The organism is Metabacillus sp. 22489 (genome assembly GCF_052044855.1).
GTDB lineage: Bacteria > Bacillota > Bacilli > Bacillales > Bacillaceae > Metabacillus > Metabacillus niabensis.
In genome coordinates this window covers 52,243-68,260 of the sequence record NZ_JBQENT010000009.1, presented here as the reverse complement: position 1 = coordinate 68,260, position 16,018 = coordinate 52,243, and the positions used below count along the sequence as shown (strand labels likewise).

20 protein-coding genes and 1 other RNA gene are annotated in these 16,018 nt (G+C 33.5%); 14 read left to right on the top strand and 7 right to left on the bottom strand.

The annotated features are described in order from the left end of the window. Positions 1 to 2: 2 nt before the first annotated feature. Together nth and ACTJJ9_RS07805 are read left to right on the top strand one after the other, a co-directional pair. A complete protein-coding gene (nth, locus tag ACTJJ9_RS07810; RefSeq protein WP_095302192.1) occupies positions 3 to 662 on the top strand; it encodes an endonuclease III in 660 nt (219 codons plus the stop codon). After that, positions 655 to 1,197, top strand: a complete 543-nt coding sequence (locus tag ACTJJ9_RS07805) for a YpoC family protein (RefSeq protein WP_145581519.1) — start codon at positions 655 to 657, stop codon at positions 1,195 to 1,197. The genes nth and ACTJJ9_RS07805 overlap by 8 nt, the downstream gene beginning before the upstream one ends. A gap of 56 nt (positions 1,198 to 1,253) precedes the next feature. Here the strand turns inward: ACTJJ9_RS07805 and ACTJJ9_RS07800 are convergent, their stop codons facing one another. Together ACTJJ9_RS07800 and recU are read right to left on the bottom strand one after the other, a co-directional pair. After that, positions 1,254 to 3,998, bottom strand: a complete 2,745-nt coding sequence (locus ACTJJ9_RS07800) for a PBP1A family penicillin-binding protein (protein ID WP_145581518.1) — start codon at positions 3,996 to 3,998, stop codon at positions 1,254 to 1,256. Positions 3,999 to 4,071: 73 nt separating this feature from the next. After that, positions 4,072 to 4,662: a Holliday junction resolvase RecU gene (recU, locus tag ACTJJ9_RS07795; protein WP_095302209.1), complete on the bottom strand. Its 591-nt coding sequence runs from the start codon at positions 4,660 to 4,662 to the stop codon at positions 4,072 to 4,074. A gap of 133 nt (positions 4,663 to 4,795) precedes the next feature. On the opposite strand from recU, the gene ACTJJ9_RS07790 reads away from it, so the two are divergent. After that, positions 4,796 to 5,770 (top strand): DUF2515 domain-containing protein, encoded by a 975-nt coding sequence (locus ACTJJ9_RS07790; RefSeq protein ID WP_145581517.1) that lies wholly within the window; start codon positions 4,796 to 4,798, stop codon positions 5,768 to 5,770. A 117-nt stretch (positions 5,771 to 5,887) separates the two neighbouring features. Here ACTJJ9_RS07790 and sspM read toward each other — a convergent pair whose 3' ends face one another. Continuing rightward, entirely contained in the window at positions 5,888 to 5,986 is a 99-nt protein-coding gene (gene sspM, locus ACTJJ9_RS07785) for an acid-soluble spore protein SspM (protein WP_095302188.1), read from the bottom strand. A 174-nt stretch (positions 5,987 to 6,160) separates the two neighbouring features. Between sspM and ACTJJ9_RS07780 the strand changes: the two genes are divergently transcribed. Together ACTJJ9_RS07780 and ACTJJ9_RS07775 are read left to right on the top strand one after the other, a co-directional pair. Beyond that, positions 6,161 to 6,421: a hypothetical protein gene (locus ACTJJ9_RS07780; RefSeq protein ID WP_095302187.1), complete on the top strand. Its 261-nt coding sequence runs from the start codon at positions 6,161 to 6,163 to the stop codon at positions 6,419 to 6,421. Between the two features lie 43 nt (positions 6,422 to 6,464). Continuing rightward, positions 6,465 to 6,827, top strand: coding sequence for a DUF1798 family protein (locus ACTJJ9_RS07775; protein ID WP_145581516.1), 363 nt, complete (start codon positions 6,465 to 6,467; stop codon positions 6,825 to 6,827). 84 nt (positions 6,828 to 6,911) lie between these two features. Here the strand turns inward: ACTJJ9_RS07775 and ACTJJ9_RS07770 are convergent, their stop codons facing one another. Further along, complete coding sequence (locus tag ACTJJ9_RS07770) at positions 6,912 to 7,079, bottom strand: hypothetical protein (RefSeq protein ID WP_186324174.1); 168 nt, start codon at positions 7,077 to 7,079, stop codon at positions 6,912 to 6,914. A 121-nt stretch (positions 7,080 to 7,200) separates the two neighbouring features. Here ACTJJ9_RS07770 and ACTJJ9_RS07765 point away from each other — a divergent pair, with 121 nt between their 5' ends. After that, on the top strand, positions 7,201 to 7,626 hold the full coding sequence (locus ACTJJ9_RS07765) for a YppG family protein (RefSeq protein ID WP_095302185.1): 426 nt from the start codon (positions 7,201 to 7,203) through the stop codon (positions 7,624 to 7,626). 64 nt (positions 7,627 to 7,690) lie between these two features. On the opposite strand, the gene ACTJJ9_RS07760 is transcribed toward ACTJJ9_RS07765, so the two are convergent. After that, positions 7,691 to 7,939 carry a sigma-G-dependent sporulation-specific acid-soluble spore protein CsgA gene (locus ACTJJ9_RS07760; RefSeq protein WP_095302184.1) on the bottom strand — a complete coding sequence of 83 codons (249 nt, stop codon included), beginning with the start codon at positions 7,937 to 7,939 and terminating at the stop codon, positions 7,691 to 7,693. A gap of 6 nt (positions 7,940 to 7,945) precedes the next feature. Further along, positions 7,946 to 8,134 carry a hypothetical protein gene (locus ACTJJ9_RS07755; RefSeq protein WP_095302183.1) on the bottom strand — a complete coding sequence of 63 codons (189 nt, stop codon included), beginning with the start codon at positions 8,132 to 8,134 and terminating at the stop codon, positions 7,946 to 7,948. Positions 8,135 to 8,254: 120 nt separating this feature from the next. Here ACTJJ9_RS07755 and ACTJJ9_RS07750 point away from each other — a divergent pair, with 120 nt between their 5' ends. Beyond that, positions 8,255 to 8,380, top strand: coding sequence for a hypothetical protein (locus tag ACTJJ9_RS07750; RefSeq protein ID WP_255451847.1), 126 nt, complete (start codon positions 8,255 to 8,257; stop codon positions 8,378 to 8,380). Between the two features lie 134 nt (positions 8,381 to 8,514). Here ACTJJ9_RS07750 and ACTJJ9_RS07745 read toward each other — a convergent pair whose 3' ends face one another. Beyond that, on the bottom strand, positions 8,515 to 8,994 hold the full coding sequence (locus ACTJJ9_RS07745; protein WP_170944444.1) for an Hsp20/alpha crystallin family protein: 480 nt from the start codon (positions 8,992 to 8,994) through the stop codon (positions 8,515 to 8,517). A 190-nt stretch (positions 8,995 to 9,184) separates the two neighbouring features. On the opposite strand from ACTJJ9_RS07745, the gene ACTJJ9_RS07740 reads away from it, so the two are divergent. The 7 genes from ACTJJ9_RS07740 (at position 9,185) to rnpB (ending at position 15,982) form a co-directional block, all read left to right on the top strand. Continuing rightward, positions 9,185 to 9,682: a PTS sugar transporter subunit IIA gene (locus ACTJJ9_RS07740; RefSeq protein WP_095302181.1), complete on the top strand. Its 498-nt coding sequence runs from the start codon at positions 9,185 to 9,187 to the stop codon at positions 9,680 to 9,682. Positions 9,683 to 9,931: 249 nt separating this feature from the next. Continuing rightward, positions 9,932 to 12,199: a DEAD/DEAH box helicase gene (locus ACTJJ9_RS07735; protein ID WP_440768583.1), complete on the top strand. Its 2,268-nt coding sequence runs from the start codon at positions 9,932 to 9,934 to the stop codon at positions 12,197 to 12,199. Between the two features lie 251 nt (positions 12,200 to 12,450). Continuing rightward, complete coding sequence (locus tag ACTJJ9_RS07730; RefSeq protein ID WP_145581514.1) at positions 12,451 to 13,722, top strand: ribonuclease H-like domain-containing protein; 1,272 nt, start codon at positions 12,451 to 12,453, stop codon at positions 13,720 to 13,722. Between the two features lie 462 nt (positions 13,723 to 14,184). Beyond that, complete coding sequence (locus tag ACTJJ9_RS07725; protein WP_095302178.1) at positions 14,185 to 14,472, top strand: spore coat protein; 288 nt, start codon at positions 14,185 to 14,187, stop codon at positions 14,470 to 14,472. An 83-nt stretch (positions 14,473 to 14,555) separates the two neighbouring features. Beyond that, entirely contained in the window at positions 14,556 to 15,116 is a 561-nt protein-coding gene (locus ACTJJ9_RS07720; RefSeq protein WP_145581513.1) for a DUF1273 domain-containing protein, read from the top strand. Positions 15,117 to 15,221: 105 nt separating this feature from the next. Next, entirely contained in the window at positions 15,222 to 15,521 is a 300-nt protein-coding gene (gene gpsB / locus ACTJJ9_RS07715) for a cell division regulator GpsB (protein WP_145581512.1), read from the top strand. A gap of 78 nt (positions 15,522 to 15,599) precedes the next feature. Then, positions 15,600 to 15,982: RNase P RNA component class B (gene rnpB, locus ACTJJ9_RS07710), an RNA gene on the top strand. Positions 15,983 to 16,018 lie beyond the last annotated feature (36 nt).

The following is a 16,018-nucleotide window of genomic DNA, read 5'->3' as shown; positions in this document are numbered from 1 at the left end:
TAATGCTAACTAAAGTACAAATTCGAGAATGCTTAGATACATTTGCTGAAATGTTCCCAGATGCACATTGTGAATTAGTTCATGAAAATCCTTTTGAGCTTGTCATTGCTGTTGCACTTTCAGCACAATGTACGGATGCACTTGTTAATAAGGTAACAAAAAACCTATTTAAAAAATATAAAAAACCAGAAGATTATTTAGCTGTTTCATTAGAAGAATTACAGTCAGATATTAAGTCAATTGGTTTATATCGGAATAAGGCGAAAAACATAAGAAGCCTTTGTGAAACATTAATTGAAAAATATAATGGTGAAGTACCAAGAGAGCATGAAGAATTAACTAAATTAGCTGGAGTTGGGAGAAAAACAGCAAATGTAGTTGTTTCGGTTGCATTTGGAGTACCAGCGATAGCAGTAGATACACATGTTGAAAGGGTAAGCAAACGATTAGGAATTTGTCGCTGGAAGGACTCTGTACTTGAGGTAGAGAAAACACTCATGCGGAAAATCCCTAAAGATGAATGGTCACAAACACATCATCGTTTGATTTTCTTCGGGCGATACCATTGTAAGGCACAATCTCCAAAGTGCGATATTTGTCCGTTGCTTCATCTTTGTCGGGAAGGGCAAAAAAGAATGAAAAAGGAAAAAAAACATGCTTGAAAATGATCAGCAAAAGAAATATGATATTCCTGTTTCATTTCGTTACGATCCTTTTTTTAAAAATAGAGAGACATTTCTGGACTATTCTTGTTTGAATATTTCAGAAACGATTGATCATGAACCTTTTTACTATGACATGTTAGTCCTTCAATCTCAGCAAGAAAAGCCTTGGGAATCACCTAATAAATATGTTCCGCTACTATTTGAAAAATGGAAACAACGAGTACCGGAAATAAACAATGCTTTTGCAAAAAGGAAAATAAATGCAGAAACAAATGAATTAATGATTCATTGTATTTCTTTATTTATCATTAGCCTTTATTGGTCTAATAATAGTTCTGTAAAAAGCTTAAATATAGAAGATGCGAATATATTAAAGAATAAAATTAAGCCAATCAACGTTGAAGAGCGGCTCTTATTTATTATTAAAAACTATACAAAATTTCACTCATTTAGCCAATTAAAACAATTGTTTATCGAACATGAAAAAGCATTTTATAAGAAAGCAGCAATAGACAAGCTTAAAAATAGATAATCTATGCAAAAGAAAAAGGATTACTAATGCTAAAGTAATCCTTTTTCTCTACTAATTTATTCCTCTTCTTTACGACCATCATCCTGAGGTGGTGTAGTTACATCCTGAGAAGGCTGTTGATTAGGGTTCGTTGTTTGATCATCATTTTCGTCAGGTACAGTTACGTTCGGTTCTTCCCCAGTATTACCTGTGTCTCCTGTATTTCCTGTATTGTTATTACTGCCATTATTTCCGTTACCATTACCATTTGTATCGTTACCGCCATTATTTCCGTTACCACTACCATTTGTACCATTTCCGTTATTTCCTGAATTATCCCCATTGTTATTTCCATTGTTATTACCGTTGTTACCATTATTGTCTTGATTATTATCCTGATTTGGATTTTCCTCATCGGTAGTGTCATCTGGCTCTTCTTCGTCTAACGGAAGCTCAGGTACTTCTTCTTCAAGTTTAGGTACTTGAATTTTTGTTGCGGCAGCACTACTACGAGCACCGTCACTTACAGCTACAACTTGGAATGAGTAAACAGAACCAGGTTTTACATCAACTACTGTATAGCTTAAATCTCCCGAATTACTAACAACCTGATAGGAGCCGTTATCGATAGATTGTTTTACTTCAAAGGTAACATCGGAGTCTGATTTGTAATTCCAATTAATTGTAATCGAATTTGATTCTTGATCATAATTAACATTTAAGCCTGATGGCTTAGCAAGTTTATTGTATTTTTTAGATTTTTTACTTGGCTCATAACCTTTTACAAAATATTCATAAAGCTTTTGGCTTTCAGGCGTATAATCACTTGCTAGAACAGGTTCCATATGACCTTTTTCAACAGCATGTTGAACGACACTACTCGGTTGTTCAAAATCAGATGTATCACCTGCAGCTACTTCCTCAAAAACTTCTTTGAATAAGGCTTTTGCTAAATCCTGATCATCAGAATCTAAATAAACCTTTTCACCTTCTTTAAATTCACTATAACCAGTCCAAACAGCGGCAGTATAATTAGGGTTATAACCGACAAACCATGCATCCTTTGCTGCTCTTGAAGGAATATCATATTTTTCCTTTTCTTCAGGAGTAAAGTTTGTTGTCCCTGTTTTACCAGCTATATTTACATTATCAATTCTGGCTGCCTTACCTGTACCATACTTAACAACTGACTTCATCATATCTGTTACCATAAACGCAGTATAATCACTCATTGCAGCTTTTGGTTCAGGCTCTAAGCTAATCTCAGTTCCATCACTTAAAACAATTTTTTTCACGGCATGTGGCTCGTTATAAATCCCATTATTACCAAATGCGCTAAATGCACCAGCCATTTGAAGAGGAGAGACACCTTTATCAAATCCACCAATCGAATAAGACTCTACAATTCCATCAACAGGAATCCCTAAACCTTCTGCAAATTCTTGTGCTTTTTCTGCCCCAACCTCTTGAAATGCTTTTAATGCAGGAATGTTTCGAGAATATGCTAATGCGTCCCGTATTGACATTTGCCCTTTATAGCTACGGTCCCAGTTATTAATAGGTGTTCCATCACTATATGTGTAAGGCTCATCTCTTACTTGTTCATATGTCGACCATTTTTTATATTCAATAACAGGTCCGTAATCTAATACAGGCTTTATCGTAGATCCTGGTTGTCGTTTAGCATCTGTTGCATAGTTGAAACCACCAACAGGTTGGTTGCGTCCGCCACCAATTGCGCGAATTTCACCTGTTTTCGTATCGATTAACGAGATTCCTGCCTGTAATTTATCATCAGGATAATCCATAGAATCTCCATTTAAAACTTCTTCAACTTTTTGTTGGGCATCTGGATCAAGCGTTGTATAAATTTTTAACCCTGCTGTTCCAGCGTCAATATCTGTCTTTTCTTTAACTTCTTCAATAACCTCTTCAACAAAAGCGTGATATGGATTTGCCTTTTCTTCAGGCTTTACAAGTGTCGATTGGACAGGAATCTTTTTTGCTTCCTCTGCCTCAGCCTCTGAAATATATCCATGCTTGGCCATTAAGTTTAATACGGTGTTCCGACGCTTTTCAGCACTTTCCGGATTCGTTCTAGGGTTATAATTGTTAGGACTTTGTGGCATACCTGCAATCATTGCCGCTTCATGTAATTCAAGTTTACTTAAATCAGTTTCTCCATAAAATGATTCAGCTGCTTTTGCGACACCGTAAATGTTTCCAGGAAAATAAATTTTGTTTAAATACATTTCAAGAATTTCTTGTTTTGAATATTTTCTCTCTAATTGGAATGCTAACCAAATTTCCTGTACCTTACGAGTTATTGTTTTGTCTGTTGTTAGGATGGAGTTTTTAATAACCTGTTGGGTAATTGTACTACCACCCTCAGCACCAAAGCCTTCTTTAACGTTAGCGACAAATGCGCCGCCAATTCGAATGAAATCAACTCCATTATGATCAAAAAAGCGTGCGTCCTCTGTTGCTAAAACAGCATTTCTTAAAACTTCAGGTATTTCTTCATATGGGACATATGTTCGCTTCACTGAACCAATTTCAGTAATTTCTTTACCATCTATATCATATAAGGTTGATGAAAAAGAATCCTTTAATTTCTTTTCATCTAATGATGGCGCACCAGCGACGATAGCTGCAAATGTAATTCCACCACCGACCATTCCGATAATTCCTATAACGAGAAGCGTTAAGAGAATTTTTTTCCATAGGGGTGCTGATTTATGTGTTTTTTTCTTTTTTCCTTTTGGTGATTGTTGAGTTTGTTGTCGTTTTCGTTCTTGACGACTTTTATATTGCTCTGACATGTTACTACCAACCTTTCATAATAGGCTTACCAAAATATAGCAGGGGAAATGAACCTGCTAAAATTATTTTATCTTAAAAATATAGTTTATCTATAATCTTAAGATAGTCAATCCTTGCTTGATAGCCTAAAGGAATTTTATATGCCAATTCAGCAATTTCTTTCATCGAAATTGACTTTCTGCCACCAGCTGATTGGCGTTCCCAAAATGTTAATAAATGTGTAGCCTCCAAAAAATAATATTGATTAAAGGCAGATAAAATGACAAAGCTTATTCCGCCATGATGCAAAATATTTTTCATATGCTCAATTTGATGCTCATGGAAGTTTTGCAGAGGAAAGGAAGTTTTATTTTTTGTTTCCTTTGCCTCAAAGTCAATATATTTGCCTTTATAAATACCATTATAGTCTGTTGTTGAGCTTTGTTTAAAATAAGCCTCTTTTATTACTGCAGCACTTCTCCTTGGATAATCTACATGGACTATTTGAACAGGAGTAGGCTTTTTATGTATGACAGCTATCTGGTTTTCTAAATAATATTTATTTGTTTCATTTAAATCCTCTTCAAGTGTCATACCACGATTACTATATGTGATGGACTGTTGTTTATTTTCTTTTATTTGTTTATCTGGTTTATAAGGCTTTCCGTTAGGATAACGAAAAATCATTTTGTACCTCCTCCTCGAAACTACTACCTATCATACCAAAAATATTGAAAAAGTATTGTTAAAAAAGTTTCAAATTTGTTAATGTGTACAATTTATCCGATTAGGAGACGATAGTGAAAGAGGTGGAACAATGGATGTATTTAAACAATTTATCGATGATCAAGAAAAAAAAATCATCACATCTATAGTTAATACGACAAGAAAAAAAAATTATGACAATATTTCAAGAACGAATGCGTATCAAGACTTTTATTATCTTCATCCCGAAATTCAATGGTCTTTCCTAGCCAGTATGGTTTCAAGAAATGCTGGCTGGAGCATGACAGACCTTCAAGGGAAATGGTTCCGAAAAGCGTTAAATTTACAGCAAAGAAATTTACTTTTTATGACATATGAACGGGCAAATTGGCTTATTTTCCAAGATGCATATCCACAATTATTACTATATAAATGGTCTAAAAGAATCAAGAAGCCACTTTTTCATTTATTAAATGCCTTTCATGTTTCTAGATTTATGGAAATGGAATGGAACCATTTTTGGAATAACCAAGATGAAAATAGATTAATGATAGCCTTAATCATTAACGAACAAAATGTGATTCAAAAGCCTGTTATTGAAAATAAACAATATCACCATCTTGTTTTTAATTCCCTTCCATTTAAAATGCAAGATTTATTACATTTCAGTTCTGTTGTGTTTCCGATTTTGTCGGGTAAATTATTTGGCTTTTCAGCAGTTCGCTTTCAACACTTATCAACTAGAATAGAGTTAGGGAAGAGATTAGCATGGCTCCTTTTTCATTCAGGACTTTTTGACCATTTTTCCCTCTTTTCGAAAACAGTCACACATACAGGGTCAAGATATGATTATGAAAAATTTTTGCCAGGTAATCGTATAAGAGAAACACCATTATTACGAACCGTTTATCCAATCGTTTCACATACAATAGACGAAAAAAGAGAAGATTGGTTTCACGGTCAAAACACAAAAAGATGGTTTAAAGAAGGAAAAATCCCAAATAACTTTGAAATTACAGCATGGTATCAAAAGAAACAGAATCAACTGCATCTCCTCAGTTTACTTCAAGAATACAAAATGAAATAAAGTTATTATCTACTTACGATTCCTTTTACGATGAAAATGTTCTGAAAATGAAAAAGTCAGACTCTAACCTTTGCTGAAATGACTAGCAAATGATTAGTGACTGACTTTTCTTCATTATTAAGTAGACGGACGATTAGGACCATTCAATTTTTTATCGCCTGTATTCCGAGCTTTTTCTTCAGTAGCTTGTTGCTTCTCGCTATTTTTTTTAGCCATGTCTCGCACCTCCTATTAATAGTGTCTACATTTTCCTTTTTTCCATTCAGGTCGAAGGAAAATGTCGAAGATTGTTTGTTTTTACTTTCTTTGGCGAATGAAAACTAGTTTTGTCAAGCTTGAAGGGAGATAAAAATAATGAGCGAATGACTATATGTATAAGGAGGGAGAAAAATGAAAAAAATCATTGAAAAGACGGTAATTGAGGCAAAACTGGAAGAGTTGGAAAGAGAACTACTGTCACTTGAACAAGTCTTTATGGATAAGGTTGAAAGTGAAAAGGTTGGTATTCAACTACAAAATGATGCTTATCAAATCAATCGGAAGTTAGATAACATGATTTCCCGAATCGATGCTAAAGAATTACCAGTTAAAGATAATGGATTTAAACCATCTCCTGCTTCTTGTTTTCCGATTGTAGCAACTAATATGTAATATTATTCGGAACGTGATATGATGAAGGCAGAGGTGAAGCAAGATGAACTTAGAAATGATTTCAAAGAACCTTCTGCATGCAATTGATGAATGTAAAGAGAGATTTGAACTAATAAAACAAAAGCCGGAAAAAACAGAAGAATTGTTCTACAATAAAGTAAAGCCAACATTTGAAACGGTTTCAGACCTAACAGCAAAATGGAAACCATTGGCTGATGATTGGATTGTTAAAACAAATCCAAAATATATACATTTAACTCAAATAGAATCGACAGTTGAAAATATCGAGCAAATCATTTTACAATCCTATTATAAAGATATTAATAACCAACGATTTTATAATTTATATAATTCTGTTGAATATATTCTTAAAACGATGCTTACAGAGTTACACAACGACATTTAATTCATTTATTCTATTTTTGAATAAACAATAGCTTTAAAGGCAAGAAGCATTCGCCAACGAGAATACTTCTTGCTGCTTATTGAATTAATTTTTTTCAACCTTATAAGAAACTGGACGGTTATTTTCAGTTGCTACTGGCTCAATTGCATATTCAACTAATTCTTCTGTTTTTCTTGCGACGTTTTGACCTCGTTTAGAAATGGTAGGTTTGTGTCCTTTTTCCATATGATCAAAATGTTTTCCTCTAGACATATTTAAACCCTCCTTTTCATGTATTTTTGCTTACAAAATAGTAGAACATCTCACCAATTAGGCAAATTAGTCATAAAATACCTATAAATCACGGTATTGCTAAAATGTAGGAGGAGTAAAAATGCATGGTCACAATCATTACCAACATAATGGGCATTGGTTAGGTCATGGTGAATATTATCGACCGTTACAGCCGTTTAATTTATTTTCTTCACCTTTTCATTCACTGCACCAACCTTATTATCAGCAACAAAATTTTCAACCAATGCAACCACCATATCAACCAATGCAACCTAATTATTTCCAGGATGGAACAAGTGGAATGGTTAACAATTCCTTCATAAATTCACCTTACGTAGCACCATATCCGAAGCCAACTCCATTACTAAAACAACAGCCATCAGGTTTGAATACAATAATGTCTCAGTTTAAAAAATCTGATGGGCAATTAGATTTAAATAAAATGATTGATACAGCTGGACAAATGATGAATGCTGTTAATCAAATGGGTGGGCTATTTAAAGGAGTAACATCCATCTTTAAATAGTTGTGTATTAAAAAGAGCAAAGGTATTTAATTGCTTTGCTCTTTTTAAAATCGCAAAATGGAAATTAGATTAACAGCTCGTACACTTCATTAAGTTGATTACCTCTAATAAAATCCTGGTTATGAAACGCATATTTAATTTCTTCAGGCAGGACTCTGTTTAAAAAATGAATTTCTGCATCATCTAAAACCTGGACAAACTCCATTTCGGATTTATAGTCTCTTCTGGATAATTTAGAAAAGATTCGCTGACAAACTGAGCTATCGTCATAATTAGAAATGGCCTCTTTTAAATAATCTAGTGTAAAATCCATGAACATTCAGTCCTTAAAAAAATTTTTGAATTCATTGGATGGTGTTTGATCGTTCTGTGAATATGGATTTTCGCTTGTCACACTATCAGCATCAAGGTTTGTTTTGATGACAAGAGTTGGTGAATGTGAAGGTTCAGCAATGATCCGATCTTCTAATTCATGAAAATCAGGTAGGTTTATCTTTTTTTCTTTCATGTAAACACCTCCTATATGTATTGTTTCATCCAATTAATGATTTCTCTCAAGTTAATAATTGGATTTTTCATTAAGCATAATGAAGATCAATTGTGAAAAAATAAAAATGAGGTGAAACTGATGAAGAGAAAAGAACGTCTAAAAAAGGGGTTCAATGAAATCACAGCTTCTGCAAAGGATTTGCAAAGGGATCCAACTCCTGAGGATAATCCGAAATATGGGAGCAAATCACATAAAAATAGCTAAAAAAGGAATTGAAAAACCAGAAAGCTCCAAGATATACAATAAGCTATCTGGTTCTTCATCCTTTAGGTATTACAGACTTTTGTATGCGATAATACGTATTTAAGGATTTATTAAGAGAAATTTTATATAATAGTTTATTGTAATTCTTCATTTATTTCTATTTGTTTTGTCTTTTTAGGTAGTGTCACTAAAAGTGAGCCTTCTTTGAATGAAGTTTTAATTTCGTTTTCATTTACTACATATGGCAGTAATATCGTTCGAGAAATACTATCCTGTGAGGTAAAGCTTCGGAACGTAGAAGAATTTTCATTATATTCTTTAAGTTCTTCACGGTTTGTAATCGTTAGTGTTAAATATTGTTGATAAAGTTCTAGCTTTATTTGTTCTTTTTTAACCGGTGGAAATTTCAAGTCGATATGATAGTTTTTATCTGTTTCGTATGAGCGTACATGTATATGATGATGTGGGAAAGTTTCAAGTAGTATCGAGTCAACATTATTCATAAATTGCTTTATTGGGTCTGAACGAAAAAAATGATCAACAATTTGAAAAAAGTCAATTGAGTCATTGAGCTCATTCGATTTGTTTTGCAGAAATTTATCTTTTTTGCTCATGATTTTCATCCTTCCTTTACATACTTTGTCAAATTATTATATGAAATGAACAAAAAAAGGTTTATGTCCCTAAAAAGATGTTAGTATATCACTTTGAGTTTGAAACTGTTTGGTTTTCTTCATACATAAATGTCTATAGATCTTATTAAACAGCTAAGTTTTAAGAATAACGTATAAGAGGAGTCGTACTATGTTAAAGTCATTATTTGGAAAAAAACAAAGGGTAGAGGAGGAGAAAATAGTCGCCCCTTTATCAGGAAAATTAGTTAGACTTGAAGATGTGCCTGATCCTGTTTTCTCACAAAAATTAATGGGGGATGGAATGGCAATTGAACCATCTGAGAATCTTGTAATTGCACCATTTGCTGGTCAAGTAATTCAAGTATTTCATACAAAACATGCCATAGGATTACGTTCCCGATTAGGAGTTGAATTGTTAATTCATATTGGCCTTGAGACAGTAAATTTGAGCGGTGAAGGATTTACCCCTTTAGTAAAAGAAGGGCAAAAGGTTAAAGTCGGTGATCCTTTAATGGAAATAGATCTTACGCTTATTCGTGATCGAGCAGCAAGTACGATTACACCAATCGTTATAACAAATAGTGATAGTATCGCTTATATTAAAAAGTCAGAACCTGATATTGTTAAAAAAGGTGAATCACCAATAATAGAAGTAAAGCTTAAGTGAAAATCAAAATCACTATAAATTAAAAAATAAAGTAATAATGGAAGTTTTAAAAATATTTGCTTCATTTCGATGAGTTCATAGCTTACTCAATTGGAATGAAGTTTTTCTTTATTTACGAACGTTTATTCGGTACAATAAAGCATGAATTACTATATAAACGAGTTTTATTAATTTATAAGTGGTGATTTTTTCTACGACTGAGAGAAAAAATGTCATGAATTGAATGTCGAGATAAGTGAGGTATCTAAAATGGAATTTCGGAAATCCTTATCAAACCTTGTAGACACATTGAAGCAAAATAAAGAATTTAGCAAACAAATTGTTCATTGGCATACAATTCCTCCAAAAGATGCAAAAACGGTAGAAATGCCAAAAGATATCGACGAGCGTTTAAAGCAAGCATTGATAAAAAGAGGGATTTCACAGTTATATACACATCAATTTGATGCATATCGGTTAGCAAAAGATGGAGCGAACTTAGTTGCTGTTACTCCCACAGCATCAGGAAAAACAATATGCTACAATTTACCATTATTACAAAAGATTATAGAGGATGATACAAGTCGTGCACTATATTTATTTCCTACTAAGGCATTAGCACAAGATCAAAAATCCGAATTAAATGAAATCATTTCAGAAATGGGTGTTCAAGTAAATTCATATACTTATGATGGTGATACGTCACCATCAATTCGCCAAAAGGTAAGAAAAGCAGGTCACATTGTTATAACGAATCCTGATATGTTACATTCGGCAATTTTACCTCATCATACAAAATGGGTTTCTCTTTTTGAAAATATAAAATATGTTGTAATTGATGAGCTTCATATATATCGAGGAATCTTCGGGAGTCATGTTGCAAATGTTATCCGAAGATTAAAACGAATTTGTCAATTTTATGGAAGTAATCCACAATTTATTTGTACATCTGCCACAATTGCAAATCCTAAGGAATTGGCTGAAACGTTAACAGGAGAAAAAATGGAGCTTATCGCTAATAACGGCGCACCTTCAAGTAAGAAGCATTTTATCTTTTATAATCCGCCAATTGTCAATAAACCATTAAATATAAGAAAAAGTGCAACTTTGGAAGTTAGACGTTTAGCAGGATATTTTTTGAAGCATAAAATTCAAACGATTGTTTTCGCTAGAAGTCGTGTACGAGTCGAGATTATTTTAACTTATCTTAAAGAGTTAATTAAAAACCAGCTAACACATAAATCGATTCGTGGATATCGCGGGGGCTATTTGCCTAAACAGCGAAGAGAAATCGAACAAGGGTTAAGAAATGGTGAGATTTTAGGTGTAGTAAGTACGAATGCTTTAGAGCTAGGAGTAGATATCGGACAATTACAAGTTTGCATAATGACTGGTTATCCCGGGACAATTGCGAGTGCTTGGCAACAGGCAGGTAGGGCTGGTAGAAGACAAGGAGAAGCAGTTATTATTATGGTGGCAAGTTCTAGTCCACTTGATCAATATATTATTCAGCATCCTGACTATTTTCTCGAGCAAAACCCCGAGACGGCTGTAATTAATCCAAATAATCTTGTTGTTTTAGTTGACCATTTAAAGTGTGCAGCTTTTGAACTTCCTTTTAAAGAAGATGATACATTTGATGGCTTGGAGCTTAATGATATTTTACAGTTTTTAGCGGAGGAAAGGGTATTACATTATAACGAAGATACTTATTATTGGATGAACGATTCCTTTCCAGCACATAATATTAGCTTGCGATCGGCTTCACAGGAAAATGTTGTAATTATAGATCAGTCAGATATTGCGAATGTAAAGGTCATTGGTGAAATGGATCGGTTTAGTTCAATGACACTCCTGCATGATGAAGCGATATATTTACATCAAGGTGTGCAATATCAAGTAGAAAAACTAGACTGGGAAGAAAAAAAGGCTTTTGTTCGTGAAGTGGATGTCGATTATTTTACAGATGCGAATTTAGCTGTTCAGCTAAAAGTATTAGAAGAAGACCTTCATGAAGACCATAATCATGTTGAATTAGGGTTTGGCGATGTAACAGTACAGGCTATGGCAACAATTTTTAAGAAAATTAAATTTGATACGCATGAAAATATCGGCTCAGGTCCTATACACCTGCCAGAAGAAGAGCTCCATACAAACGCCGCATGGATAAGTATAAACGATTCGTTGAAAAGTGAATTACCTGAGAAACGATTAGAGGAAGCATTAATATCTGTTGCCCATTTGTTTCAACATATTGCTCCATTAAAAGTAATGTGTGACCCATCTGATCTCCATGTCGTTGCACAAATTAAATCTGTCCACAATCAGAAACCGACGATTTTTCTATATGATAGATATCCAGGAGGGGTAGGGTTAGCGAAAAAAATCTTTGAAACGATGAATATAATCGTTTTAGAGGCGATCTCATTACTATCTGATTGTCCATGTAAAGAGGGGTGTCCTTCTTGTATAGGAACGGAAACAAGTACTGATTCAATTAAAAGAGATACACTTTCTCTTTTGCAACAGTTAACATGATTTGAAAAATTTTCAAAAAAGACTTTATAGTGAAATTTTTCACTGTGAATATATTAGATAAGTTGTTGCTTGTCATTAGTATACTAGACTTCTGCTGAAAGAGGGATAGACTCACCGCCACCCCGAGGTTACACTAATAAAAAGCAACAAACATACAATACAGCCTTGTATCAAGAAAATAATAAAAAATTTAATCTACTAGTTACAATGATAAGTTTTCCAGGAATGAGATGTTTAAAGGGATGAAATAAATGTCGTTATTAAATAAATTAAATCGAATGAAACAGCATATCGTTAGAGAAGAAGCACCATCATCTCTTCAAAAAGAAAGTGAAAAATCTATTGCTAATGAAGCTATATGGGATGAGTATGACACGAAAATCTTTACTTATGATGGACAATATTGCTTTATTAGAGAAATTACGTATCCTTTAACCTTTCAGCACGGTAAATATCAACTAGGTGAATTCCATCGCATTGTTCAGATGTGGAACGAATCTCAATCAACTCATCCATTGTCATGTAAGGGGCATCAAGCAAATGAATTGTTCTTCTTTGACACGGAAACAACTGGTCTTGGTGGTGGTGTAGGGAATACGATATTTTTATTAGGTCAAGCACAAGTGTTTCATGATCGAGTTGTAGTTAAACAGCATTTGCTGCCAAATCCGGGAAATGAAGTTGCGTTATACCAAAGTTTCTTAAATGGGATAAATAGTAAAACGCTTGTAACATATAATGGTAAAGCTTTTGATTGGCCACAGGTAAAAACAAGACATACTCTCATAAGAGAATCCGTACCAAGTCTCCCGCCATTTGGGCATTTTGATTTATTTCATGCTGCAAGGAGACTTTGGAAAAAAGAAATGGATTCTGTAAAACTTGCGAATGTTGAAAAAATCATCCTCGATATTCATCGTAAGGATGATGTACCAGGATATTTAGCACCAATGATATATTTTCAATTTGTGAAGCAGCAGCAACCAGAAATCATAATGGGTGTCTTGAAGCATAATGAAATTGATGTATTATCACTTATTACCCTTTATATTGATGTTTCCTTAAAACTATTAGACACAACAGTTGAAGCAAATGAAGAGGAACATTATGAAATTGCGCGATGGTTGGACTATATTGGTGACGGACAATCAGCGATGAATGCTTATCAAACGTTAATGGAGAAAGGAACACGTAATGAGGGAAGTGCGAAATACCAAGTTGCGCTTCATTATAAGAAAAATAAAAATTGGGACATGGCAATAAATACATGGAAAGAAATATTATCTCTTTCAAATGAAGAAAAATTAAAGATAGACTCTGCGATCGAACTAGCAAAATATTATGAGCACATTATAAAAAATTATGCTGAAGCAATTTATTATACAAAACTAGCTAATCAAATACTTGAACATAATAGAATGAAAGAATCGATAGAACTACAAGCTGAAATTGAAAAAAGATTAGCTAGAATTGAGCGGAAATATGAAAAGATTATTACCCGGGGAAGCGCAAAAAATGAGTGATTTCGTCAAGAATATGACAAAATGATGAAATGATAATAATCCTTAAATAAACAATTGTAGTTTTCTGTAGAACAATGTAAAATATGTGATTGTACGAATGAAAAAAAAGGAGAATACAACTATGTACAAAAGCATTTTATTTCTATTTTTTATTGTTGTTCTCTTAACTATATTTATATTTTCGACTTATAAAGATAGTATTATGGCTTTATTTTAATTAAAATACTAGACGGATTTTCATTTCGTTTAAATATACACTATTATGAATCAGTGTTGGTCATTTCCTTCACTGATTTTTTCTCTGATATACGAGCTTATATTTCAAAAACAGTAAATGTTTGTAAATTATAGGTTTCTAGCGGATAATTTTTAAAATTAGGTGGTTGCATTAGTACATGTATATCCCATTTATCATAGGCTAGAAGTGTAAGACATGATAAATGATTGAAAGGAGAATGGAATATGCATCATTGTAGACCTAAAGTATTGGCACCAATCGTACATCCAACAAAATGTTGTGTTCAAAATAATTTTTCTGAAACGATTGTTCCACATATTCATCCGCAGCATACAACAGTTGTAAATCATGAGTTCTTCAAGCATCAACATTATTTTCCACAAACACAATCTGTTGAGAATGAAGTTACACATCAACATTTTAATGTGTACGGTCCTGCTCCAACTCAAGGATTTGGTTTTGGTGGTCCAAGACCACGTCCAGGATTCGGCCCTGGTCCATTTGGACGATAATTTTTAGGGTGTCAAGGAGCTGAACAATCAGCTCCTTTTTTAGTATAAGTATTATGTAGAAGAAGCGGAATGGGGTAATTCTGTTGAATGTTCTTACTATTTCCGGCTATAAATCGTTTGAATTAGGTATATTTAAAAATGATGATCAAGCCGTTCATTACATAAAAAAGGCAATAGAAAAGTCTTTACATCGGTTTATCGAGCAGGGATTAGAATGGGTAATTATCAGTGGCCAGCTAGGAGTTGAACTATGGGCTGCAGAAGTAGTTTATGAATTACAAGTACAATTTCCTGATTTGAAACTAGCGATATTAACGCCATTTTTTAATCAAGAAAGTAAATGGAATGAAACAAACAAAGAGTATTATGATTATATCCAATCACAAGCAGACTTTGTTGATAGCATATCAAGGAGAGAATATGAAAGTCCCCTTCAATTCAAACAAAAAAATGAATTTTTAATAAAAAAAAGCGAAGGTCTTCTATTAGTTTATGATGAAGAGAAGGAAGGGTCACCGAAATATATATTAGACGTCGCAAAGAGAAAACAAGCTACGAATAATTATTATATCGAATTGATAAATTTCTCCGATTTAGAAGCTATTGTAGAAGAGGAAAATTTAAAAAATAACGACTTTTGGTAATTAACGTCGAAATTTTCAAACTTGAGGCGATGAAAGGAAATTGACATTTTGTCACATTTCTGAAAAAATATAAGTTGATGATTTCGCTATAACGAGGTGAAAGAAATGCTCTCAGACAAAATAAAGTTAACAGCAAAAGAAATTTTAGAAAGAGAATTTAAAACAGGTGTTCGCGGATATAAGCAAGAAGAAGTAGATAAGTTTCTAGATTTAATTATTAAAGACTATGAAACATTCCATCAAGAAATAGAGGATTTACAACAGGAAAATCTTCGTTTAAAGAAACAACTAGACGAAACATATAAGAAGCAACCAACAACGCAAACGAATACAACAAATTTCGATATTTTGAAACGATTATCAAATTTAGAGAAACATGTATTTGGCAGTAAACTATACGATTAATAAATTAATTTTACCTAATTTTACCACTTGTATTATTTATATTGATTAGGTATACTTAATTCTGTTGTTTTATTAATAACGTTCAGGTAATCGCTGCAGTCTTTAGATTGTAGAGGAAAGTCCATGCTCGCACGGTGCTGAGATGCCCGTAGTGTTCGTGCCTAGCGAATTCATAAGCTAGGGCAGTTCGTGTTTGAACTGACGGCAGGGAAAAAGCCTAAGTTCTTTGGATATGGCTTGACTACCTTGAAAGTGCCACAGTGACGTAGTCTTACAAGAAATTGTAAGAGTGGAACGAGGTAAACCCCACGAGCGAGAAACCCAAATAATGGTAGGGGCACCTTCTTGGAGAAAATGAACGAAGAGAAGGACAGAAACTTGTTTCTGTAGATAGATGATTACCACCTGAGTACGAGGCTTTGCCGATTGTAGTACGATGGAACAAAACATGGCTTATCGAACGTTATTAAATCAGAATAAATAAGCAAATACTATGA